The organism is Thalassospira sp. (genome assembly GCF_002709775.1).
Classification (GTDB): domain Bacteria; phylum Pseudomonadota; class Alphaproteobacteria; order Rhodospirillales; family Thalassospiraceae; genus Thalassospira.
Genome location: NZ_PAQR01000005.1, coordinates 60565 through 84278, shown reverse-complemented (window position 1 = coordinate 84278; position 23714 = coordinate 60565). Strand labels below are relative to the sequence as shown.

General features: G+C 56.5%; 20 protein-coding genes. 7 read left to right on the top strand and 13 right to left on the bottom strand.

Translation table 11 applies throughout. From position 1 onward, the window contains the following. Nucleotides 1–27 precede the first annotated feature (27 nt). Nucleotides 28–432, top strand: coding sequence for an ATP synthase F1 subunit epsilon (gene atpC / locus CMO10_RS02510; protein WP_044827245.1), 405 nt, complete (start codon nucleotides 28–30; stop codon nucleotides 430–432). 81 nt (nucleotides 433–513) lie between these two features. Here atpC and CMO10_RS02505 read toward each other — a convergent pair whose 3' ends face one another. The 4 genes from CMO10_RS02505 to CMO10_RS02490 all read right to left on the bottom strand — a co-directional run bounded on the left by CMO10_RS02505 (nucleotide 514) and on the right by CMO10_RS02490 (nucleotide 7146). Next, entirely contained in the window at nucleotides 514–3054 is a 2541-nt protein-coding gene (locus CMO10_RS02505; RefSeq protein ID WP_297018720.1) for an ABC transporter permease, read from the bottom strand. Between the two features lie 60 nt (nucleotides 3055–3114). Then, nucleotides 3115–3561, bottom strand: coding sequence for a response regulator (locus CMO10_RS02500; protein ID WP_297018719.1), 447 nt, complete (start codon nucleotides 3559–3561; stop codon nucleotides 3115–3117). Between the two features lie 322 nt (nucleotides 3562–3883). Beyond that, entirely contained in the window at nucleotides 3884–5143 is a 1260-nt protein-coding gene (gene ccmI / locus CMO10_RS02495) for a c-type cytochrome biogenesis protein CcmI (protein WP_297018718.1), read from the bottom strand. A 20-nt stretch (nucleotides 5144–5163) separates the two neighbouring features. Continuing rightward, nucleotides 5164–7146 (bottom strand): heme lyase CcmF/NrfE family subunit, encoded by a 1983-nt coding sequence (locus CMO10_RS02490; protein WP_297018717.1) that lies wholly within the window; start codon nucleotides 7144–7146, stop codon nucleotides 5164–5166. 226 nt (nucleotides 7147–7372) lie between these two features. Here CMO10_RS02490 and CMO10_RS02485 point away from each other — a divergent pair, with 226 nt between their 5' ends. Then, nucleotides 7373–8392 carry a cation diffusion facilitator family transporter gene (locus tag CMO10_RS02485; protein WP_297018716.1) on the top strand — a complete coding sequence of 340 codons (1020 nt, stop codon included), beginning with the start codon at nucleotides 7373–7375 and terminating at the stop codon, nucleotides 8390–8392. A 97-nt stretch (nucleotides 8393–8489) separates the two neighbouring features. On the opposite strand, the gene CMO10_RS02480 is transcribed toward CMO10_RS02485, so the two are convergent. The 5 genes from CMO10_RS02480 to CMO10_RS02460 all read right to left on the bottom strand — a co-directional run bounded on the left by CMO10_RS02480 (nucleotide 8490) and on the right by CMO10_RS02460 (nucleotide 13231). Next, the gene (locus tag CMO10_RS02480) at nucleotides 8490–9245 is read right to left on the bottom strand and encodes a PhoH family protein (protein ID WP_044827239.1); all 756 of its coding nucleotides are present in this window, start codon (nucleotides 9243–9245) and stop codon (nucleotides 8490–8492) included. A 339-nt stretch (nucleotides 9246–9584) separates the two neighbouring features. Next, nucleotides 9585–10811 (bottom strand): organoarsenical effux MFS transporter ArsJ, encoded by a 1227-nt coding sequence (arsJ, locus tag CMO10_RS02475; protein ID WP_297018715.1) that lies wholly within the window; start codon nucleotides 10809–10811, stop codon nucleotides 9585–9587. Between the two features lie 5 nt (nucleotides 10812–10816). After that, entirely contained in the window at nucleotides 10817–11842 is a 1026-nt protein-coding gene (locus CMO10_RS02470) for an ArsJ-associated glyceraldehyde-3-phosphate dehydrogenase (RefSeq protein WP_297018714.1), read from the bottom strand. Nucleotides 11843–11854: 12 nt separating this feature from the next. Continuing rightward, on the bottom strand, nucleotides 11855–12886 hold the full coding sequence (gene arsB, locus CMO10_RS02465) for an ACR3 family arsenite efflux transporter (RefSeq protein WP_297018713.1): 1032 nt from the start codon (nucleotides 12884–12886) through the stop codon (nucleotides 11855–11857). Next, a complete protein-coding gene (locus CMO10_RS02460) occupies nucleotides 12887–13231 on the bottom strand; it encodes an ArsR/SmtB family transcription factor (protein WP_297018712.1) in 345 nt (114 codons plus the stop codon). Nucleotides 13232–13391: 160 nt separating this feature from the next. On the opposite strand from CMO10_RS02460, the gene CMO10_RS02455 reads away from it, so the two are divergent. The 3 genes from CMO10_RS02455 to CMO10_RS02445 all read left to right on the top strand — a co-directional run bounded on the left by CMO10_RS02455 (nucleotide 13392) and on the right by CMO10_RS02445 (nucleotide 16500). Beyond that, on the top strand, nucleotides 13392–13715 hold the full coding sequence (locus CMO10_RS02455; RefSeq protein WP_297018711.1) for an ArsR/SmtB family transcription factor: 324 nt from the start codon (nucleotides 13392–13394) through the stop codon (nucleotides 13713–13715). A gap of 51 nt (nucleotides 13716–13766) precedes the next feature. After that, the gene (locus CMO10_RS02450) at nucleotides 13767–14804 is read left to right on the top strand and encodes a permease (RefSeq protein ID WP_297018710.1); all 1038 of its coding nucleotides are present in this window, start codon (nucleotides 13767–13769) and stop codon (nucleotides 14802–14804) included. Between the two features lie 103 nt (nucleotides 14805–14907). After that, nucleotides 14908–16500 (top strand): peptide chain release factor 3, encoded by a 1593-nt coding sequence (locus CMO10_RS02445; RefSeq protein ID WP_297018709.1) that lies wholly within the window; start codon nucleotides 14908–14910, stop codon nucleotides 16498–16500. Between the two features lie 77 nt (nucleotides 16501–16577). On the opposite strand, the gene CMO10_RS02440 is transcribed toward CMO10_RS02445, so the two are convergent. From CMO10_RS02440 to CMO10_RS02430, 3 genes are all read right to left on the bottom strand, one after another. Continuing rightward, complete coding sequence (locus CMO10_RS02440) at nucleotides 16578–16907, bottom strand: AzlD family protein (protein WP_044827231.1); 330 nt, start codon at nucleotides 16905–16907, stop codon at nucleotides 16578–16580. Next, nucleotides 16904–17749, bottom strand: a complete 846-nt coding sequence (locus CMO10_RS02435) for an AzlC family ABC transporter permease (RefSeq protein WP_297018708.1) — start codon at nucleotides 17747–17749, stop codon at nucleotides 16904–16906. Before CMO10_RS02435 ends, CMO10_RS02440 begins: the two co-directional genes overlap by 4 nt. A gap of 166 nt (nucleotides 17750–17915) precedes the next feature. After that, the gene (locus CMO10_RS02430; protein WP_297018707.1) at nucleotides 17916–18824 is read right to left on the bottom strand and encodes a LysR family transcriptional regulator; all 909 of its coding nucleotides are present in this window, start codon (nucleotides 18822–18824) and stop codon (nucleotides 17916–17918) included. A 156-nt stretch (nucleotides 18825–18980) separates the two neighbouring features. On the opposite strand from CMO10_RS02430, the gene speB reads away from it, so the two are divergent. Further along, nucleotides 18981–20036: an agmatinase gene (speB, locus tag CMO10_RS02425; RefSeq protein ID WP_297018706.1), complete on the top strand. Its 1056-nt coding sequence runs from the start codon at nucleotides 18981–18983 to the stop codon at nucleotides 20034–20036. A gap of 53 nt (nucleotides 20037–20089) precedes the next feature. On the opposite strand, the gene CMO10_RS02420 is transcribed toward speB, so the two are convergent. Beyond that, nucleotides 20090–20872 (bottom strand): AraC family transcriptional regulator, encoded by a 783-nt coding sequence (locus CMO10_RS02420; protein WP_297018705.1) that lies wholly within the window; start codon nucleotides 20870–20872, stop codon nucleotides 20090–20092. A gap of 488 nt (nucleotides 20873–21360) precedes the next feature. Between CMO10_RS02420 and CMO10_RS02415 the strand changes: the two genes are divergently transcribed. Continuing rightward, the gene (locus CMO10_RS02415) at nucleotides 21361–23472 is read left to right on the top strand and encodes a methyl-accepting chemotaxis protein (protein ID WP_297018704.1); all 2112 of its coding nucleotides are present in this window, start codon (nucleotides 21361–21363) and stop codon (nucleotides 23470–23472) included. Nucleotides 23473–23714: the final 242 nt, after the last annotated feature.

Sequence of the window (23714 nt, the reverse complement as noted above, 5' to 3'; positions counted from 1 at the left end):
CCCTCCGGCTAAGGAGCGAGGATTGTCATGACTGATACGACTGTACTGGAACTTGTTTCACCGTCTGCCCTGCTCAAATCAGAGCCGGTCGAGATGGTCGTTGTTCCGGGCACGGACGGGAATTTTGGTGTTCTGCCCAAGCATTCGCCGATGATCTCGACCATTCGTCCGGGTGTCATCGACATCTATGCAGGTGGTAAGGTTTCCGAACGTATCTTCGTTGCTGGCGGTGTCGCAGAGGTTAATCCCGAGCGTTGCACCATTCTGGCAGAAGAAGCGGTTCCGGTTGCCGATTTGAAAGCTGACGAAGCACAGGCCCGTCTTGAAGCGGCAGAAGCCGCCCTCAAGTCCGCCGAGACTGCACACGACAAAGCCAATGCCGAGCGCGCGCTCGACATCGCTCGTGCACAGATCCAGGCCCTGACCAACTAATCGTCGGTTTCAGAATATCATTTAAAAAAGGCCGTCCCGCTGGGACGGCCTTTTTGCTTTTCGGATTTGAATTGTCTGGGTTCAGCCCCGCCAACCGGCTTGCGCCCGCAGGCCTGCCGCCTGCAAGGCCCAACCGCCGCCAAAACCAAGCACGACGATGGCGACAAAGGCTGCGGCCATCACAGGCCCGGCCAAGAGCGCAACTTGGCTGAGGTTGATGGAGCCAATCGCCTGCGCGGCGGCAATCGCAATCCCCGTCCCGACAGTCAGTCCGATCAGGCCACTGCTCGCCACCATCAGTCCGGTCTCATACGCCCCTGTTCGGGTGATCTGGGCAGGGCGTATGCCAAGTGCACGCAGCATGGCGAGTGTCTCTGTCTGGCGCTGACGCAGTGCAATCAGGCCGCAAATGATCACCAGCACCGCCCCTAGGGTTGCAAGGGTCGTCAAGCCAACCAATGCCGCAATCACCCCGTCAAACAGGCGGGTCAGCTTTGCCAGAACCACGTCGACCATGATCACCGGAACATCACGGTGGGCTGCAAGGACCGGGGCCAAGGCATCTTTTGCGTCGATCCCGTCATGCAGCGTCACCGCACTGATCACCCCGTGATCAAAGGCGGGTGTCATCGGTGACAGCACAATCGGGAAATCAAGGCCAAGGCGAGTCCAGTCGATCTCGCGCAGATTGGCTATGCGCACCGTATGTGAATGCCCCATGATATTGAGGGTCAGGCTATCGCCGATATCTGCGCTGATCGCTCTCGCGACGCCCGCATCAAGCGATGCCAGGTTTTCATTGCTGCTTTCCGCCTGCCACCACTCTCCGGCCGTGACCGGGGTGTCCGTCATATCTGTGGTCGGTCGATCCGCCCATGACATACCGCGATCCCCGCGCAGGAACCAGTGATAGCGCCGAGGGACATTTGATTGGGTTAGGGCCTCGCCATTCAGATGCGTCACCCGACCATGGAGAAACGGCATCTGACTGACCGCCTGCACCGCATCAATACCGCGCAAATCGCCTGCAAACGCATCTTGCCGTGAAGGCGGGATATCAAAGAACACAACGTCTGGCGTCTGCGATGGCAAAACCGATTTCAAATGCTGACCGGCCAGTCCGCCGAACAACACGACTGTGCTCAGGCAGGCCATCGCCAGCCCAAACGACGCGGTAATGGTCACAGTCGGGGCCGTGGGGCGGGCGATGTTGCGCAGCGCCACCCGCAGCGAAGGCGCAAAACCTTGTCGGGTTGCCAGTTTGCCCGCCAGCGCCCGGATCATCCGGCCCAGCAGGATAAAAAGACCCTGACACAGGATCAGAACGGCGAGCAGCGCGATCCCGAACAAGCCGATATCAATCAAGGCCGTCGCACTTCCAAGCAGCCCGCAGGCAAGGACGAGCTTTGCGGCAAGCAGCTTGGTCGAACGTTTGGTAGCGCCGCCCGTTTGATGGCTGTCCTGATGACGAAACAGAAGGGCCGGCGCGGACTGACACGCCTCACGGATCGGGCTGATGGCAACCAGCGCAACAAAGCCAAATACGAAGCCCGCAATCATCGGAAGATTGATGAAATCCGGCGCGATGGCAAAGCCAAGCTTTTGGCTGAGCAGTGGCGCTGCCAAATTGCCAGTGACGAGGGTCAGGGCAACTGCAATCAGGATGGCGAGGCCGGTAATCAGCACCATCTGCCAAGTGATGCTGGCGGCGATTTCCTGTGGTCGGGCACCAAGACTGCGCAGGGTGGCAAACCGGCTGCGCCGGGTCGCAAGGTCGGCAGTCAGGGCGTTATGGATGGCGCTTGTGGCAATGGCAAAAATTGCAATCCCCATCAGGCTGACAAAGGTCGATGCGAAATCGCCAATCCTTTCCAGTCCCGGAACGCCATCGGCTGCATTGACGATCCGCCAGCCACTCTCGGGAAACCGTTCCTCGATGGCGGCAATCGCCTGATCCGCACTGCGGTCGCCATCGTCTGGCAGCTTCAGCCGCACATACCAATAGACCTGCTTGCCCGGCGCCAGAAGCGGGCTGGTGCGATAATCCTCCAGTCCGACAATCACCCGTGGCCCAAGCGAGAAGAGCCTGAACTTGCGTTCGGGCTCGGCTGTTATGCTTGCCCGAATTTCGTAGGGCTGCTCGCCCAGATACAGCATATCGCCAATCATGTACCCGCCCTCATTCAGGAAGGCCGGATCAACGACAACGCCGGGCATTCCGTTGCGGCTGCCAAGGGCATCTTCAAGCGCGATATCGGGTGACAGGGCCAAACGGCCAAACAGGGGATAGGTGTGACCAACTGCTTTCAGCTCAGACAGCACTGCTGACGCGTCACCGGATGGCTGCACCATGACCCTTTGTTCGATGGTCAGGCTGACCGTGCCAAGTGTTTCAAGGAAGTGGAGTTCATCCGTCGTTAGCGCGCGGTGAAACAGCCGAAGCGAGATGTCACCACCGATGGTTTGCTGTGCGGACTGGCGCATGCCATCGCGCACCGACTGCGTCAGGCTGACGGTCAGGATCAGGATGGTCGCGGCAAAGACAAGGGTGGCAAACAGGATAACAAGGCCGACACCGGGGCGGCGCAATTCACGCAGCGCAATCCGCAAATTTGTCGGCATGAGTAGGAAGTTCATAAGCAGAGATGTCGGGCGGCGCACGGCAGTCTCGCTGGCAGAGGGTTACGGGGTCGGGGTCAACGCCAGACCCAGCCAGAATGATTCGATCATTTTCATCAGATCGATGAATTCTGTCACATCCACCGGTTTGCGCAAATAACAGTTTGCCCCGGCGGCATAACACAGATCGACATCGTGCTCGGCACCGGATGTGGTCAGGACTATGACGGGGATGGATGCGCAATTGGGATCGTTTCGGATATCGCGCAGCATTTCGCGGCCATCCTTGCGCGGCATGTTCAGATCAAGAAGGATCAGACGTGGACGTGGCGCATTGCGATACGGACCGTCCTGCTGCAAAAACTGCAGCGCGGTCATCGCATCCTTTACGTGATGCAGTTCAACCGGTTGTTTGAACTCCCGCAATGCTTCACGCACAAGGCGTGCGTCACCGGGATTGTCTTCAATCAACAACAGGTTGTTGGTTGGGCCATTCCTCTGATCCGGCATAGTGATCCGCTATCCTTACGGGTGATCTTTCTATGATCCTGATCTTCCCGCAATTTTTGTTTTATGAGCCTGACAGTCACTTGATCCCAAAGAAAAAGATGGTCCCCACCATCATGTGCATTTCCCGGGAAAAGGATGGATAAGCAATAACTTATCTATCCTTAAGTCTTAATTTCATACCGCAGCACGAACTTCAATTCAATAAGACATCAGTAAAGTTGCAGATATTAACCGTCTGTATGAGATATAATGGCTCAAAAGAACAGGGAAAAGGGCGGATGGAAAACATTTTTTCTCGGTGATTTTACGTAAAAAACACCGATCAGTTGGCTGAAATGCCGATTTCACGCGCCAGCGAATCGAATCGGGCAACAAGGCCCGGCTGGTCGGCAAAGACTTCGCCTGCCTTCTCATAGGCCGCACGTGCATCATCCTCCTGACCCAGAACCATATAGGCCTGCATCAGGCGTGCCCAGCCATCCGGATCGTTGGGATCTTCGTCAAGCCGTGCCGCCAATCCGTTGACCATCGACATGACCATTTCCTGCTGCTCTTCAGCAGTCATCTGCTGGGCGGCAGCAATATCTTCCTGACTTGGTCCGGGCGCGCGCTCCGCAAGGTTCAGGCGTCCTTCAATGTCGATGCCCTGGGCAAGGGCGGCTTCATTGATCCGGCCCACCACCATCGGCAACCACGGCGCATCAGCGGGCGCACCGTTGGCAAGCGCGATCCAGCGATCAACGGCCGCGACGACATTGCCTTCCTGGGCATCGGCAAGACCAAGATAGAACTGGATACGGGGGTCGGTGCTGTCGGTTTCGGCGGCTTCGCGCAGCACGCCACGGGCCGTGGCATTGATCTGGCCATTACTGCTGCGCACAAGGCTTTCAGCATACATCGCCAGATAATCGCCATCGCGTCCCGACCGTTTGACGGTTTCAAGAAATGCGGTCTGGGCTTCTTCCGGGCGGCCAAGCGCCATCAGGCTGGCACCAAGTAACTCCCAGGCGCGGATATCATCCGGGTTTTCCAGAAGCTTCTGCGAAAGGTCACTGACCGCACGGTTCAGAACCGACTGGCGATCCTGATTGGCATCCTGCGCCATACGCACAGCATTGATCTCATCGGTACGGCTGGCGATCGGACGATCACGCATCTCGGGGCTGCCGAGATCAAGATAAAGCCCGAACCCGCCGGCTATGAACAGCACGATGAAACCGGCGGCAATTGCCCGGATCGGGGCACTGGCCGATGTCTGTTCGCGGGTCTCACCCGACTGTTGGCGTTTGATGCGCTGATCGGCAGCCAGAATGCGACGCTGCACTTCGGTGCGCGCGGCATCGGCCTGCTCGGCACTCAGAACACCGCGTTCGATGTCGCGGTCGATCTCGGAAAGCTGGTCGCGATACACCGCAAGATCACGCGAAAGCTCATCCTCCGGGCTGCCATCGTCCAGCTCGGATGCGGTTGCTGCATCGGCGGCCTCGTTTGCCTTGGCCGCGCGGTTGCTTTGAAGGATCGGCCACAGAATGAACCCGGCCAGCAGCAGGGTAATCGCGCCAAGAACAATCCAGATGGTCATGAGTGTTTCCTGTCCTTGGCTTATTCTGCAGGTACTGCTTTGGCAGCAGTCTTGTGGGAACGGGTCGGTGCGCCGATGCGATAGCGACGGTCAGACAGCGACATCAGGCCGCCAAACACCATGACCAGCCCGCCAAACCACATCCACGGGATCATTGGTTTGACATAGAACCTGGTAATCCATTTACCGCTTTCATCCTGATCCCCGATCACGGCATAGATATCGCCGGTGAAGCTCGATTGAATGCCGGCCTCGGTGGTCGGCATGCCTTCCACCGTGTAAACGCGTTTTTCCGGCGTCAGGACGACGGTGCGCTCACCCGGTGTAGTGATGGTGATTTCCGCTTCACGGGCGGCATAGTTCGGCCCCTGATATTCACGGATGTCTGACAGGATAAAGGTATGCCCGGCAAGGTCGGTGCTTTCGCCGACCGCCAGTGACTGAACGGCTTCTTCGGTCCAAGCCTGCGATCCGGTGATACCGGCAACCACAATCGCGACACCGGCATGGGCCAGCATGGTGCCGTGGGCCGAGCGCGGCAGATTGCGCATGCGTCGCAGGCTGGTGCTGATCGGTTCGCGGAACAGTTTGATGCGGCCCGACCATTCAAGGATCGATCCGACAAACAACCAGGCCGCCAAGCCCATGCCAAATAGGGCAAAGGCCGGACCACCAGCAAGCCACAGTGTGACCAGCACGACAACAACGGTTGCCGCCAGCGCGATCTTGAGCTTGTTAAACACGCCCAGAAGATCGGCACGTTTCCACGGCATCAACGGGCCAAAGGCCATGGCGACAATCACCGGGGTGATGATCGGAACGAAGGTCGCGTTAAAGAACGGCGCCCCGACCGAGATTTTCTCGCCCGTCACGGTTTCAAGCAGCAGCGGATAAAGCGTTCCCAGCAACACCATGGCTGCCGCAATCGACAGCAGCACATTGTTAAAGACAAGCGCCCCTTCGCGCGAGATCGGCTGGAACAACCCGCCGCCCTTCAATGTCGGCGCCCGCCAGGCATAAAGCGTCAGCGATCCGCCCACAGCAATGAACAGCAGGATCAGGATAAACACCCCACGCGTCGGATCGGTGGCAAAGGCATGCACCGATGTCAGCGCACCCGAACGCACAAGGAACGTTCCCAGAAGCGAGAAGGAAAATGCCAGGATCGCCAAAAAGATCGTCCAGCTTTTAAGCGCGTCACGCTTCTCGACAACGATCGCCGAATGTAAAAGCGCAGTACCGGCAAGCCAGGGCATAAAGGATGCGTTTTCAACCGGGTCCCAGAACCACCAGCCGCCCCAGCCAAGCTCGTAATAGGCCCACCAGGAACCAAGGCCGATACCCGCAGTCAGGAATACCCAAGCGGCCAGCGTCCAGGGACGCACCCAACGCGCCCAAGCCGGATCAACCCGGCCTTCGATCAGGGCTGCAACCGCAAAGGCGAAGGCAACGGAAAAGCCGACATAGCCGAGATAGAGGAACGGCGGATGAATGGCGATGCCCGGGTCCTGAAGCAACGGGTTCATGCCTTCCCCGTCAAGCGGCGGGTTTAAAACGCGCTCAAACGGGTTGGAGGTCAGAACGATAAACAGGATAAAGCCAGCCCCGATGAGGCCCATCACACCCAAAACGCGGGCAAGCAGGGTTGGCGGAAGGTTTCGACCAAACGCTGCAACCGCTCCGCCAAACAGGGTCAGGATCAGCACCCAAAGCAGCATCGATCCTTCATGATTGGCCCAAACCCCGGTGATTTTATAAATCATCGGTTTGGAGGTATGGCTGTTATTCAGAACATTGAGGACAGAGAAGTCGGAACTGACATAGGCATAAGTCAGCGCAAGGAAACTTGCCGCGACAAGGGCAAAGCACGCAATTGCCAGACGCGGGGCTACGACAAGAAGCGCCGGATCACGTCGGGATGCCGCCAGAAACGGAATGGTGGATTGGGCGACTGCCATCACCAGTGACAGTATCAGGGCGTAATGTCCGATCTCTACAATCATATTATCGTTTCTCGTCCCTAGCAGGCCTGTTGCGGGTTCTCTCGTCTGCCCGAATGCGACATATAATCCCTTTAAAAAGGCTTGGAAACCTTGCGGAATATCAAATATGCGCTATTTGCTGCCCTAGGACGGGCGAAAATATGGCAATAGACATTACATATTGTACGCAAACAGGCTATAAAACGGTGGTCAGCAAGCGTATTGACAGGCCAGAGGTCAACAAAGCATGAGTCAATGTCCCGTCATTGACATAGCACAGAAAGAGATGTGGGCGCGTCGTGCAACGACGGCCTCCATTGTCATTGCTGCGACACTGATTTTGATCAAGGCGTTCGGTTGGTTCATGACCGATTCCGTCAGCCTCCTGTCTTCGATGATTGATAGCATGCTTGATGTTGGCACATCTGTGATCAACTTCATGGCTGTGCGTTCTGCCTGGCGTCCTGCGGATTACGACCATCGCTTTGGCCATGGCAAGGCAGAACCGCTTGCCGGTCTGTTCCAGTCGGCCTTCATGATCGGGGCGGCTGTACTGGTGTTGGCGGAGGCCGCATCGCGCCTGAATGAACCCAAGATGATCTCTTATGCCGTCGAAGGCCTGTGGATCATGGGCATATCACTGGTCATGACGATTGGTCTTGTGCTCCTCCAACGCAAGGCCGTGCGGATCTCGGGGTCTGCTGCGGTTGAAGCCGATTCGATGCATTATAGCAGCGATATCCTGTCTAACCTGGCCGTCATGGTCGCACTGTTTGGCGGCATGTCTGGCCTGGCCTGGGTTGACCCGGCGATTGGTGGTCTGGTTGCGGCCTTCCTGCTGTATTCCGCAGTCAAGGTCGGCCGGTCGTCGGTCAAGGTTCTGATGGATGCGGAACTTCCCGAATCTGATAGCCAGCGCATCATTGAACTCACCATGAAAAACCCCGACGTCATTGGCATTCACCGTCTGCGGACACGCTCATCGGGCGTGCATCGTTTTGCGGAGATCGAGCTGATCATGGATGGCGGCATGTTGATGCGCGAATCGCACACCATTTGCCACATGGTGATGGACAGCATCCGCGCGGAATATCCCGATCTTGATATCACCATCCATCCCGAACCGCCCGAAGACATCCATCTTGATGAATTCAGCGGCTATACCGAAGATCCCGAATTCTGGCACACCGGCCGTGCCAAACGCGCCGGGCAGCACGACATCCCGGTCAATAATGCCGGCGGCGAAGTCGCGGCCATGGGGCGCTAAGCCTTATCCATTTTCGGATGATACCCACAAAAAATGGCGGACCCTTTCGGGCCCGCCTTTATTGTTTGCAGTGTTTTGCAGTTTGCTGTGTCGGACCTTAAAGAACGGTCAGCATGCTTGCGACCAGCGGATGGCGGACGATGTCCTTGTCACGCAGCTGAACACAGGCGACATCCTCGACATTTTCAAGCCGTTCGGACATTTCCGAAAGACCGGACATTTCCGGCAGAAGGTCGGTCTGATCCGGGTCGCCGGTCAGGATCATGGTCGAATTCCAGCCAAGGCGGGTGACCAGCATCTTGAGCTGCCCATAGGTGCAGTTCTGGGCCTCATCAATCACGACAAAGGCGTTATTAAGCGTTCTGCCACGCATATAGCCGATCGGTGCGATCTCGATCGTCCCGTCCGAGATATAAGTCTTAAGGCGTTTGGCACCCAGACGATCATTAAGCGCATCATAAAGCGGGCGAAGATACGGGGCCATTTTGGCCTCCACGTCGCCTGGCAGGAAACCGATATTTTCCCCGGCCTCGACCGCCGGGCGGGCCAGAACGATGCGGGCGATATCGCCGTTATCAAGCGCCTCGACGGCTTTTGATACCGCAATATAGGTTTTGCCGGTGCCGGCCGGGCCAAGGGCCATGACAAGATTGAAGTTATCGATGGCATCCATCAGGGCTGCCTGGTTCTCGCTTTTCGGGCGGATGTTGCGGCGGTAGCTTTGATCGCGTTGTCCTTTCTGTTCTGGTTCGCCAAGCGGATGCCAGTCGGCATTGTTTTCATCAAACAGCTCATGAACATTGGTATTAGACTGTTGCGGACGGTTACGACGACGTGCTGCGCGCTTACCCATGACGATCACCTCAACAAAGTTGCCAAAAAAGCAAAACGCGCCATTCCGTCATGGAAAGGCGCGCATTCAATTTTCATCTTGCGATGGAAGTGGCGGTAGGAGTTTCCGCCGGTCGCAGCATGTTGCATGTGCGATCCGGGTGGCGAAAATTCTCGTTTTAAGACGCTTTTTCGCGGCACTCGGGAACCCCTCCTGCGGTCCAGTTATTGACCGTTGATTGGAATCGTACCCCTATATGCAGTGTCTTGTCACGGGTTTTTGCGCGATTAAATTTTCATGAAACAGGATTGTGAGTCTTTTCAGATGTTTATCCCGCATCTGCGAAGGAAGTTTTTTCGATCAACCCTGCGTTGACACATCTGATCGCGATGGAAGGGCGGCACTTATCACCCAGGCAAGCGTCAAAAACGCAATCGATGTCACAAGGCATCCGACCAACCCGCCATACAAATACGCAACCCCTGAAAGCACCGTACCGCTCAAACGCCCGATGGCATTCGACATATAATAAAACCCGACATTCATCGCGACCTTGTCGCCCTCGGCATAGGCAAGGATAAGGTATGAATGCAGCGATGAATTGATGGCAAAAACCACCCCGAACACCAGCAACCCACCCAAAACCGCAAGTTCAGGCGCGATGTCACGCGTGATCGCTGCGGCAATTACTGCGGATACTGCAATCAGGGCTGCGATCCAGATTTGGGCCGTTCTGCCATCCGGCTCACGGGTTTTGGCGCGCAACATCTTGGGTGCGATGGCCTGAATGAAGCCATAACCGATTACCCAAAGCGCCATGTAACTGCCAACCTCGATATGGCTCCAGCCAAGCTCGGAGGCCAGAAATACCGGCAACCCGACGACGAACCAGATATCACGCGATCCAAACAAAAACAGCCGGGCGGCGGACAACACATTGATCTTGCGATCACGCGAAAATACATCGCGGAATTTCGGCTTCATCGCACTGGCGGGGCCCGTCATCGCCGAGCCGAGCGAGATGGCAACGGCGATGAGTGTCAGTGCCAATCCCGCCGCCATCGCAAGCAACGCGCCTGAAAATCCAAGCCAGGAAAGCAGCGCCCCACCCATGAAAAAGCCGACACCCTTAAGCGCGTTTTTCGACCCGGTCAAAAGTGCCACCCAGCGGAAAAGCACGCCTTCGGCGTTGGCCGGCACCAAAACCTTGATCGCCGATTTGCTCGACATCTTGGTCAGGTCCTTGGCGACACCCGATGCCGCCTGAAGCCCCATGACATAGGCGACCGAAATCGCGGGCAACCAATCGGGACTGGTAAATGAAAGCGCAGTCAAGGATGCGATTTGCAATGCCAGTCCGGCAAACAGGGTAAAGCGCAATCCGCGCGCCTGTGCCAGCCATCCGCCCACCAGATTGGTAACGATCCCGGCCACTTCATACAGGATGAACAGAAGCGCGATCTCAAATGCCGAATAACCCAACGCATGAAAGTGCAACAGCACCAACATACGCAGCGCCCCGTCGGTCAGCGTAAAGCCCCAATAGGCCCCGGTGACCAGCGCATAGTTGCGGATTGCGGCCGACATGCTGGTCAGTTCCCCAAAATATGCTGCGCGACTTTGACGGTCAGATCCGCCATGCGGCAGACATATCCCCATTCATTGTCATACCAGGCCAGAATTTTGACCTGCCGTTTATCAATCACCATGGTTGATCCGGCATCAATGATCGAAGACCGGCTGTCATTAAGGTAATCGGCACTGACCAGTGGGCGATCTTCATAGCCAAGGATCCCGGCCAGATAGGTTTCCGACGCTTCACGCATCAGGCGATTGACTGTTTCAACATCGGTGTCTTCTGCCACTTCGAAAACGCAATCGGTGAGCGACGCATTGAGCAACGGCACGCGCACGGCAATACCGTTCAGTTTGCCCTTAAGCTCCGGGTAAATCATCGTGATCGCGGTCGCCGATCCGGTGCTTGTCGGGATCAGAGATTGCAGGCACGACCGCGCCCGGCGCAAATCCTTGTGCGGCAGATCGACAATCGTCTGGGTGTTGGTCACATCATGAATGGTGGTGATGGATCCATGCACGATGCCAAGCTTCTCATGCATGACCTTGACTACTGGCGCCAGACAGTTGGTGGTGCAGCTCGCCGCTGTCAGAAGGTGATGCTGGGCCGGATCATACAAATCATCATTCACGCCATAGACGATATTAAGCGCGCCTTCCTTGACCGGGGCGGCGACGATGACCTTTTTAACTCCCTGATCGAAATAGGGCTGCAATGTTTCGGGTGTTTTGAACTTGCCGGTGCATTCCAGAACGACGTCGCATCCCATGCCGACCCAGTCGGTTTCGCCCGGCGTGGCGTTTTCGCTAAAGCTGATCTTGTGGGTCTGATCGATCACCACGTGATCATCGATGCAGGCAACACCATTGCCCCAGCGGCCATGGACCGAATCAAATTCCAGCAAGTGGGCAGCGGTAACCGCCCCGCCCTTGATTTCGTTGATATGGACAAATTCAAGGTTCGGGTGCCCCCAGCCGGCGCGCAGAACCAGTCGTCCCATGCGGCCAAAACCATTGATGCCAACGCGAATTTTACGGCTCATCTCAGGACTCCGTTAAGATGCAACGTTTGAATTGGGAAACCAGCCACGGGTGCGATTGGCAATGGCAACAAGCGATAGCATCACCGGCACTTCAACCAGCACCCCGACGACGGTGGCAAGGGCCGCACCCGATGAAAACCCGAACAGCCCGATGGCGGTTGCCACTGCCAGTTCAAAGAAGTTCGAAGCCCCGATCATCGATGACGGCGCGGCAATTTTATGCTCCACGCCCAGCACCTTGTTGGCGATATAGGCAATGGCGGCAATGAAATAGGTCTGCAAAATGATCGGCACCGCCAGAAGGGCGATGATCATCGGCTGGGCAATGATCTGTTGTCCCTGAAAGGCAAACAGCAAAACCAGCGTGCTGAGCAACGCAATCATCGAAACGGGTTTGAGCTTGGCATCAAAATCATTGAATGCCACAACCCCGCCCTTCATCAGACGGCTTCGGATGATCTGGCCGGCAATCACCGGAATAACGATAAAGGCCACAACCGAAATGGTCAGCGTTTCCCACGGGATGGTGATCGCCGAAATACCCAGCAACAAGGCGACAATCGGCGCAAAGGCAAAGATCATGATCGTGTCATTGAGCGCGACTTGGGTGAGCGTAAAGTTCGCATCCCCCTTGGTCAGGTGCGACCAGACAAACACCATCGCCGTGCACGGTGCGGCCCCCAACAGGATCAGACCGGCGATATAGCTTTCGATTTGTGCTTCCGGCAGGAGCGGGCGGAACAAAAAGCCGATAAACAGCCAGCCGAGGGCAGCCATGGTGAACGGTTTGATCAACCAGTTGACCCCAAGCGTCACACCAATCCCGCGCCATTGGCGGCCGACTTCATGAAGCGCGCCAAAATCGACCTTCATCAACATCGGCACAATCATGAGCCAGATCAGAACAGTCACCGGCAGATTGATCTCATAGGCGGTCAGATTGCCAATCGCCTGAAACAGTTGGGGGAACAGCTCGCCAAGGATAATGCCGACCACAATGCTGGCCGCGACCCAGATGGTCAGAAAACGTTCGAAAATGCCCATCTAGCAGCATCCTTTTTCAGTGTTGGTGGCAGCACGGCTTGGCAGCCCGCACAGTTCTGGTTGCCCCTGACAGCAGTCATCGGCAAGGAACCCCAGAAGATCGCGCATCGCGTCGGGCACAATCCGGTAAATGATCGACCGGCCTTCGCGCGTACTTGTGATCAGTCCTGCCTGACTAAGTGTCGTCAGATGCGATGACATGGTGTTATGCGGGATCGACAGCTGCCGGGCCAGTTCGCCCGCGGCAATGCCGTCATTGCCAGCGCGGACCAGCAACCGAAAAGCCGCCAGTCTGTGTTCCTGTGCCAAAGCGCCAAGGGCGCTGATTGCGTGTTTTGTTTCCATATGTCGGGAAATATCGACATATGGGCTTTCTGGCAAGTGACATTTGTATGTCAGCCAGCGCAATTGCCGCGCCAGACGTTAGAAAATCTTTTGAAGTCATTGGTATAATGGTTCCGGAAAAATATATTTAAATAACTAGAAATATAGTTATAATCGCCGCATGAGTGAAAAAACCATTGCACCGGCCTTTGCCGCCCTGGGTCACGAAGCCCGTTTGAAAATCTATCGCCTGCTGGTCAAGGCAGGCGACGATGGCCTTAACATTGGCGATATCGGACGGCTGCTTGGTCTGCCGGCATCGACCCTTTCCCATCATCTGGGGACTTTGGTTCAGGCCGGTCTGGTCAAACAGGAAAAGCTGGGTCGTGAAACCCGCAATCGGGCGGATTTCGATGTGATGCGCGGCCTTGTCGGCTTCATCACCGATGAATGCTGCAGTGGGGTTGATCTTGAGATTGCCGGTGAACCGGAAAACGCCTGCTAGGTCGGGCCTCTTTTTTTGCGTTAAAGAAACTAATTTTCTAGGGATATGGATATGAGTGCCCTGACAGTTCAATTGCGCCGCTTCGGGTCATCTGCACGACAGATTGATCGTGTTCTGCTGGCCGCCTGCATCATCCTTGCCGCGATCTTTATCTTTGATGCGCCACAATTTGTGCCAAGCGTCCTGTTCACGGCCCATTCCTTTGCTGAAACCGCGCCGTTCCTCGTGCTTTCCATCGGGATTGCCGCCTATGCCACTGCAACCGGGGCCGATAACCTGATTTCACGTGCCTTTGCCGGGCGGCCGGTGCGCATGGTCTTTACTGCTGCTGCCTTTGGCGCGCTATCGCCCTTTTGCTCTTGCGGCGTAATACCGCTGATTGCAGCCCTTTTGGCCATGGGGGTTCCACTGGCCCCGGTCATGGCATTTTGGCTCGCAAGCCCGGTGATTGATCCGGCGATGTTTGTTCTGACCATGGGGACGCTCGGCACTGACTTTGCGGTGATCAAAATGATCTCGGCGATTGCGCTTGGTTTGATGGGCGGTTTTGTCACCATGTGGCTGGGCGCGCAGGGCTTTCTTTCTGATCCGCTGCGCGACGGCGTTGGCAATGGCGGTTGCGGCGGGGCGAAGGTCCGTTCGCACAATGCGGTTTTCTGGAAGTTCTGGCAGGATGATGAACGGATCAAAAAGTTCCGCACGTCCGCTGTGTCGAACATGATCTTCCTGGGCAAATGGCTTGCTTTCGCCTTCCTGCTTGAAAGCATCATGGTTGCCTATGTTCCGGCCGAAAGTGTCAGTGGATTGCTCGGTGGGGACGGGCTTGGCCCGATTGCGATTGCGACCCTTGTTGGGGTGCCGGCCTATTTGAACGGCTATGCTGCCCTTCCGATCATGGAGGGCCTGATCGCGCAGGGCATGCAATCGGGGGCGGCAATGGCCTTCCTGGTGGCTGGCGGTGTGTCATCCATCCCAGCCGCCATCGCTGTCTTTGCGTTGGTGAAAAAGCCGGTCTTTGCGCTTTATCTGGTCTATGCGCTGGTCGGGTCGTTCGCAATCGGCGTCATTTCGCAGTTTTGGCTGGGTTAAACCGTCCGCTTCATGTCCGATATGATGATTTCACGGTGGCAATACCGTTAAAAATCGCTACATTGCGCGCCAAGAAATTCATATCGGATTAAAGTTGATAACCATGTCGATGATTGACCAGCAGGTATCGCGCCGTCGTACCTTCGCCATCATTGCCCACCCGGATGCGGGTAAAACGACCCTGACGGAAAAGCTGCTGCTGTTCGGGGGTGCCATTCAGATGGCCGGTGCGGTGAAGGCGAAAAAGGAACAGAAGGGTGCCCGTTCGGACTTTATGAAGATCGAACAGGACCGCGGTATTTCCGTATCCTCGGCTGTGATGACCTTCGAGTTTGAAAAGAACATCTTCAACCTGCTTGATACGCCGGGCCACGAAGACTTTTCCGAAGATACCTATCGCGTGCTGACCGCAGTTGATTCCGCCGTCATGGTGATTGACGGTGCGAAGGGCATCGAGGCCCAGACCCGCAAGCTGTTTGAGGTCTGCCGTCTGCGTGACGTGCCGATCACTACCTTCGTCAACAAGCTTGACCGCGAAGCCCGTGATTCGTTCGAACTGATCGATCAGATCGAACAGGATCTCGCCCTTGATGTCTCGCCGGTCACCTGGCCGATCGGTTCGGGCCGTGATTTCCATGGCTGCTACGATCTGGTCAATGATCAGCTTCTGTTCATGGAAAAAGGTGGCAATGTCGTCAAGGAAGCCATTCCGATCAAGGGTCTTGATGATCCGAAGCTTGATGAACTGATCCCGGATTATCTTCTCGAAAAGCTGCGCGAAGAAGTCGAAATGGTGCGCGAAATGTGCCCGCCTTTTGATCTGCAAAGCTATCGCGAAGGGCATCTGACGCCGGTCTTCTTTGGCTCAGCCGTCAATAACTTTGGCGTGCGTGAGTTGTTGCGCGGCATTGGCGAAATCGCACCGACCCCGCGCCCGCAGGAAGCGGCAACGCGTCTGGTCGAGGCAGTCGAGCCAAAGGTTGCTGGCTTTGTGTTCAAGGTACAGGCCAACATTGACCCGAACCACCGTGACCGCATTGCGTTTATTCGTCTGTGCTCCGGCCACTTCAAACGTGGCATGAAGCTCAAGCACGTTCGTGCCGGTAAACTGATGGCGGTGCATAACCCGATGCTGTTCTTTGCCAATGAACGTGACATTGCCGAAGAAGCCTGGCCGGGCGATATCATCGGCATTCCGAACCACGGGACCTTGCGTATCGGCGATACCCTGACCGAGGGTGAAGACCTTCGCTTCCGCGGTGTGCCGGCCTTTGCCCCGGAATTGCTACAGAAAGTCCGTCTGGATGATCCGCTCAAGGGCAAACACCTTCAGCGCGCACTTGAACAGCTCGCCGAAGAAGGCGCATCCCAGGTCTTCAAACCGATGATGGGTGCAGACTGGATCGTCGGCGTGGTCGGACAACTGCAGTTCGAGGTCCTGAAGGAACGCATCTCGGCCGAATACGGCATCAAGGTGCATTTCGAACAGACCCCGGCCTATGCCGCGCGCTGGGTGGTTGGTGATCCAGCGGAAATCAAGAAGTTCCGCGATACCAACCAGTCGGCCTTGTTTGAGGATCACGACGAAACGCTGGTCTTCATCGCGCGAAATGCCTGGCATCTCGAAACGACCCAAAGCGATTGGCCGAACCTCAAGTTCGAATCCCCCCGCGAACAGAACCTGATTGCGGCGTAATCATCGCCTGCCATTAAATGTAAAAAGCCGCCCTCATAAAAGGGCGGCTTTTTCTTTGTGATCTCTTCGGTGGATGGTTAGTTACCGATGAAATAGCGGCCAACACCGACCAGAACCATACCGACCGCCATTGCAGCAAACAGGTTACGTGCAACCGCCATGGTAATCACGGTGGCCGCTGCACCGGCAATGCCGATCGCACCCGCCGAAAGCGCACTGGGTACCCAGACGGAAATCAGAACTGCACCGGGCAGGCGTTCCAGAACATGGGCCCAGCGGCCATGTTGCGGCAAACGATCCGCCATCAAAAGACCGCCAAGGCGCATGCCATAGGTCACGGCTGCCATGCCAAGGATGGTCAAAACGGCCTCAAGGCTGAAGCTTGTCAGATCGGGGAACTGGGTCATTTGCCTGTCTCCGTAACGGGTGTGGCATCCGTAATGCCTTCCGGCGCGCCGTAAGCCTCCCGGCCTTCAACGGCACATTCGGCTTCAAGGCTGTCAGCATCCATGTCTTCGCGCCATGTGAGGGCGGCAACAAGTACCCCGGCACCGGCACCGGCCAGAATTGACCAGGTTCCGGGCAGGACGAAATGCCCGATGATCGAACCAATCGCTGCTGCTATCCATGGCAAAAGGTCCACGCGGCCTTTCCACATGCCAATGGTCAGCGCAGCAAACACGGCGGTAAAAGCGAAATCAAGCGCATAGACTTCCGGGTCGGGAATGCCACCGCCCAGCAGGTACCCCACCGTGTTGCCGGTTGCCCAGACAACACCCAGGAAGATCCCGCCGCCCAGCAGGAAACCCGGATTGGCGAGGTCCTTTTGCGTCATGGTCACCGCCCAGTTTTCATCGGCGACCATATGCATGCCACTCACCTTGACCCAAAGCGGGCGGCCGCGAAACACAGGGCGCAGTGACGCGCCGATCAGGACATAGCGCATATTGATCACGGCAGTTGCGATGATGATCGTCGCACTCGGAATGGTTTCGCGCCACAGATCGACCGACACAAACTGGGCCGATCCGGCAAAGACGGCGAGGCTCATGAACAAAAGTTCGCTAAGCGACAATCCACGCTGTGCTGACAGCACGCCCAGCACCGCACCAAAGATGATGGTGCTCGGCAAAAGCGGCAGGCAGGCAATCGCGCCGCGCCGAATGGTGTCTGCGTCAAAGTGCCCGGTCTGGGGTGACTTCTCGGGCGCGTTTTCGGTTTGATTCTCGGTCTGTCCGGGGCGTGACATGTCCGACGTTTCCTATTCAATCTTGGGTGCCGGTTCTTTGGGGGGTGACCGGCACTTCCTTTTTTATCGCTGGTGGGCGAGGAGCCATTATTTCAGGCACCATCATCGCCGATATCAGATAGTCGGTATTGGACGATATTGCTATTGCCGCTTTTTCACATGTCCGTCAGGCAGGCGCGTCTGCGAAATCGGCGATCAGCATATCAAGGAACATCTTGGTGATCGGATCGGGTTGTTTGCTGTCATCAAGGCTGGCCTGAAAGGTGACATTCACCTTCAACCGTTCGGGCAGGATCATGCGCATCCGCCCGGCCTCGACAAATTGCTTGGCATAATGTTCGGGCAAGTAACCCAGAAACGCACCTGACAGGATCAGGCGTGCCTCGGCCTCCATGTCCGACACGGTGGCATGTGGCCTCGAAATGGCGAATTCCTTCAAGTCCCGACCGAGCCAGGATTTGCGCCCGATCAGGCGATAACGCCGGATTTCATCAATATCGATTTCCGCATCGGCCAGCGGGAAAAGCGGGTGATCCGATCCGCAATAAAACCGGTGGACCTCGTCGTAAAGCGGTATGTAGCGCAGGCCCAAAACCGTTTTCGGAAAGCTGCAAATCCCGATCTGGATATTATCCATCACCACCTCGCGCAGCAGATCATTGGGTGGATGTGTCACGACATTCAATGTCACATCCGGCGCCCGTTCCATAAATCGTGCGATGGTTTTCTCGATCCGCCGCGCACCGGGATCGGTGATGGTGTTATCGGTAAGCCCAATTGTCAGCGTGCCGCTTAGTTTGTCACGAAGGGCCCGCATCTTGGTTTCATATTGCGCGACTGATTTGAAAAGCCGGTGGGCTTCTTCAAACACCACCTGACCTTCGCGTGTCAAGGCAAAGCCGCCCCGACCACGCTTGCAGAGCGTAAAGCCAAGCCGTGTCTCAAGGGCGGTGACATAGCTTGAAATTGTTGAAAGTGACAGATTGAGATCACTTTGCGCCGCGGCAAAACCCCCGGCCTCAACGATGGTCAGGAATATGCGCAAAAGCTTTAGATCGGCCTGTTCCGTGAACATCGGGCGGGGTTCCTGCGTATGAACTCATTACTTTGAAGATTGCCAAAGTAAAGTTCAGGAATACGTGATTTTTCCAATCAACGCAATTTGATCTGATCGGCGCATCATATGAATTTGGCCGTCTGTCCCGTTTGGCCAGATGTTTCAGGAGGTCCCATGTTCACAAACGACAAGCTCGCCAAACTGCGCGAAAAATACGGTAATGCCAAAGGCGGGGACATGTTCGACCCGCATTTCCGCGAAGTGGCGGCCTCGCAATTTACCGAAAGCGGCGGGCGCAAATGGCCGTTTGCCGGCGTGCCGACCTTCCTGGATGCGCCGTTTGCTGCAGACGCCGAGAGCGAGAATTTCGAAGGTCTTGATATCGCCCTTGTCGGGGTGCCGATGGATCTCGGTGTGAGCAACCGGGCGGGTGCCCGCCTTGGTCCACGCGCGGTGCGCAATATCGAACGCATCGGTCCGTATGAACATGTGCTGCGCATGGTGCCCGGTGCCATGGCGCGCATTGCCGATATCGGCGATGTGCCGTTTCGCAGCCGTTACTCGCTTGAAAGCTGCCACGAGGATATCGAAGCCTATTTCAAGAAGATTGTCGGTGCCGGTGTCATCCCGATTGCGGTGGGCGGCGATCATTCGATCAGCTATTCGATCCAGAAGGCCGTCGGCAAGGACCGCCCGGTCGGCATGATCCATCTTGATGCCCATTGCGATACCTGCGGCGAATATGATGGTTCGCGCTTCCATCATGGCGGCCCATTCCGCGAGGCGGTGATGGATGGCGTGCTTGACCCGGAACGCACCATTCAGATCGGTATTCGTGGCGCGTCGGAATATGTCTGGGAGTTTTCCTATGACAGCGGCATGACGGTGATCCATGCCGAAGAAGTGCCGAAAATGGGCATTGATGCCGTGATCGCAAAGGCCCGTGAAGTGGTTGGCGATGGCCCGGTTTATCTGTCCTTTGATGTCGATTGCCTCGATCCGTCCTTCGCGCCCGGGACCGGTACGCCGGAAGTCGGTGGCCTGACTTCGCGCGAGGCATTGGCAATTTTGCGCGGGCTTAAGGGACTTGATTTTGTCGGGGCGGATGTTGTCGAAGTTGCCCCGCAATATGATGCCACCACCAACACCGCCCATATCGCCGCACAGGTTCTGTTCGAAGAACTGTGTCTGGTCGTCGATGCGATGAAACGCCGCAACGGCGAAGCTTAAGCCAGAATCAAACTGCCTGCCCGTGTACGCGTCGTCATGGGCAGGCGCCTCGATTAAGAATCAAGGCTCGCGATAAACGCACCGGGGCTGACACCCCACATGGTTTTGAAATGCCGGTTCAAATGGCTTTGATCGGCAAAGCCGGTCGCGGCTGCCGCATCCGCAATGCTCGATCCGTCAAACAGCAGCCGTTTGGCACGCCTCAACCGCATATGATTGAAATAGGTATGCGGCGGCAATCCGGTTGCGGCCCGGAACACGCGCAGCAAATGAAACCGGCTGAGCCCGGTTATGGCCGCCAGATCATCAAGCGATATGTTCGCATCAAGGTGGGCGGCCATATAATCAATCACGGCCTGAACCCGTTTGTCCTCTGAGCCCGGCTGATAAAGATAGGGCGGGGCATCGGCATGGCGCAGCGAAAACCGTGCGGCACTGTAAAGAAGCTGGCTATCGCGTTCGAGACGGGTTGCCTCATCCTCTGCCCCCGGCCGAAACAGGCGATGCAGCCCTTGTAGCTGCAAATGCAATTCCGGGTCGCTCACCACACAATTGCCAAAAAACGGCAGGCCGGCGCTTTTGGGGGAAATCTCGCTGACCAGATCGCCAAACACCTTCGGGTCGATGAACATGATCTGGTACTGATAGCCATCATCGGATGCCGGTCCGCCATCATGAACCTGCATCGGGTTCATCATCAAAAGCTGCCCGCGTGCGGCGACATAATTGGTCCCGCGCGTCATGAACCGCTCCGCCCCATTAAGGATCGTGCCAAAGGCGTAATAGTCGTGGCTGTGCTTGGGGAAGGAGAAATTCTTGTAATCGGCTTCGAACATATCAATGCCCTCGGCTGCCCGCCAATGTCGGGCAATCTCGCGGGGGCGCCGGGTCGCCGGTCTGGATGAGGTTTGGCGACGCTGGGCGGCCGTGTTCTGTCGCGCAGCATTGTTCATCGGGTCAGTATAACCGCGCTTTTACGTGCCAGCTTGTACAATATTGTCATGGCGACATTTTAATTGGCATCATTCCAGAAAATAGACGCACGCACCGCCGACGTAGCGGCAAGGGATCGAGTCGCACGGGGTTCCTTGAAAAATCGCCATTTTGACGCATTCCGAAACGGATAATGACCCTCGTCCAATTGTATAGGGATGTGTTCATTTGAACATTTTCGGCCGGTCGAAATGTTGTTTTGCGCCAGATAAATGTCCGCCCCGCACCCGGTTTGATGGATGAATGCGGATTTCATCCAACTGTTACAATTCCGGGCCCGGCACGCATGTATGGATCACGCCAAACGTAAATTTCGCTGTTTGGATATTCCATGTTTCTTGACCGAATTCGCATCGGATCGCGCATTTTTGCCGGCTTCTTCGTGCTGGTGGTTTTGCTGGTCGGCCTGTCGGCCCTGTCATCGACCTATCTTCTGGGCTTTGGTGCCCATGCAGATCGCATTGCCAAAAGTACCGGCATGGTCGGGCTTGCCAATGACTATGCGCTGAAACTTGAACGCCTATCCAACCAGGTTCTTTTGTTTGCCCAGACGGTCGATCCGCTCGATCGCGAAGGCATCACCACCATGCGTGAAGCAGCCGAGCAAAGTGGCGCGACCCTTGTGTCCGAGCTTCGCGCCAATGGTGATCTTGATCGCGCCAACGCACTCGAAAGTCTCAGTGCCGATTACATCGCAACGCTCGAACCACTGGTGCTGCGTGCAGAAAACCTGTCTGCCGCGTCCGAAACCATGTTGCTTGGTGCCAATCAGCTCGGCAAATCTGCCGCAAGTCTTGAAGATTTCATCGCCAAGCGCGATCCCGCCATTGCCGAAAAATTCGCCGACAAACTGGGGGCTGCTAATCTGGCCGCCATCGTCAATTCGCTGCAATTCCCGATCCTGCGCACCGCCGAATCACTCGAAGCTGCGCGTACCCAGACATCCGCCCTCACCGACCTGCAAGAAGAAATCAAATCCGCGTTTGATGGCCTGACCCGTAATGAGAAAAAGCTGTTTTCCTACGCCGTTCGTGACAATGACCTGCTTAAACAGGGCGCAAATCAGCTTGAAGCCTCCATCGCAGGCTTCCGCCAATCAATGGATGACTTCAAATCTGCTGTCCGCGAAGTCCAGACCATCACCCAGAATATCCGCACTGAGGCCATGGCAAATCAGACGGCCCTTGTTGATGCCGCCCACAGCCAGTCGGAAAACTCGGCGCTGACCAACATCGTGGTTGCGGCCATCGGGGTTCTGATTGCCGTTGCACTCGCCCTTGGCATTGCCATGAGCATCCTGCGTCCGCTGCGTCGCGTGAATGGCGACATGACGCGGCTCAGTGAGAATGATACCGAGATTACGCTGGCCGATATCAAACGTCGTGATGAATTCGGTGCCATGTCGCGTACGGTGGCGATCTTCCGCGAAAATGCGCTCAAGATCGAAAAAATGGCCGAAGAACGCATTACGCTTCAGCGCATCGAAGAAGAAAAACGTCGCGCTTCACTGGGTGCGATGGCCGAAACGATTGAGGGCGAGACCACCGGCCTTGTCAAATCGGTCAATCATCAGGTCACCCGTATGCGCGAAGCCGTCACCGAGGTCGCGGCTGCTGCCGAACGCGTCACGGTGCAGACCGAAACCGCCACCAGTGCCGCCCATGACAGCCAGTCACATTCCAACGCCATCGGCGATGCGGCCAATCGTCTGCGCGAAGCGATTGTGTCGATTGCCAACCGCGTCGAACATCAACGCGAAATCGCCCAGAATGCCGTCGGATCGACCGAGGAATCGGCGCGTGCGGTGGATGACCTGCGCGAAGTCGCGACCAGCATCGAACAGATTGTTGATCTGATCCGTGGCATTGCCGGACAGACCAATATGCTGGCCCTTAACGCAACGATTGAGGCCGCCCGTGCGGGCGATGCCGGCAAGGGCTTTGCCGTCGTCGCGGCAGAGGTCAAAAACCTCGCAAGCCAGACCGAACGTGCGACCGAACAGATCACCGAACATGTCAACGCCATGGGGGCGGTGACCGATCGTTGCGTCGCCTCGATGGAGGATGTCGGGGTCACGGTGCGGTCCATGATGTCGATTTCTGACGAGGTCGCAGGTGACGTAGAACATCAACGCCGCGAGACCGAGGAAATCACAGGTGCCATTTCCCTTGCTGGCGATGCGGTGCGCAATGTTGCAACAGCCATCGGTGCTGTGTCCGAAGATATCGATGTCACCCGCAAGCTCAGCCTTGATCTGAACCGTCGCGCTGATGAGGTCGACCGCAATGTGACCGAGCTCACAGCGTCCCTTGATCGCGCGGTGGCCTCTGCTGCTGGTGATGAAGGGGTGGATGATGCGGATGATGAAACCGATGCGTCCGATATCTGGCGTCAGGACAATCTGGTCGCCTTCCCTCAATCGCAAAGGCGCGGTGCCGCCTGATCTGCGCTTGCTTGCGCGGTCTTGTGATCCCGACAGTAAAAGTTGAACAATCCGGGCCTGCACACCGTATATCGGGTGTGCAGGCCTGTTGCATTTGGCCGAATTGTTCGGGTCAAAACACAGGTTTTATCGGCTGTTAAGATACAAATTGCGACGTTTCTGATACACTTTTTGTGTGGTTCTGACCGGCCGGTTGCAATATCGTTTCGGGCAACGGGATTTCAGAAAAAGCATAAAGCCCC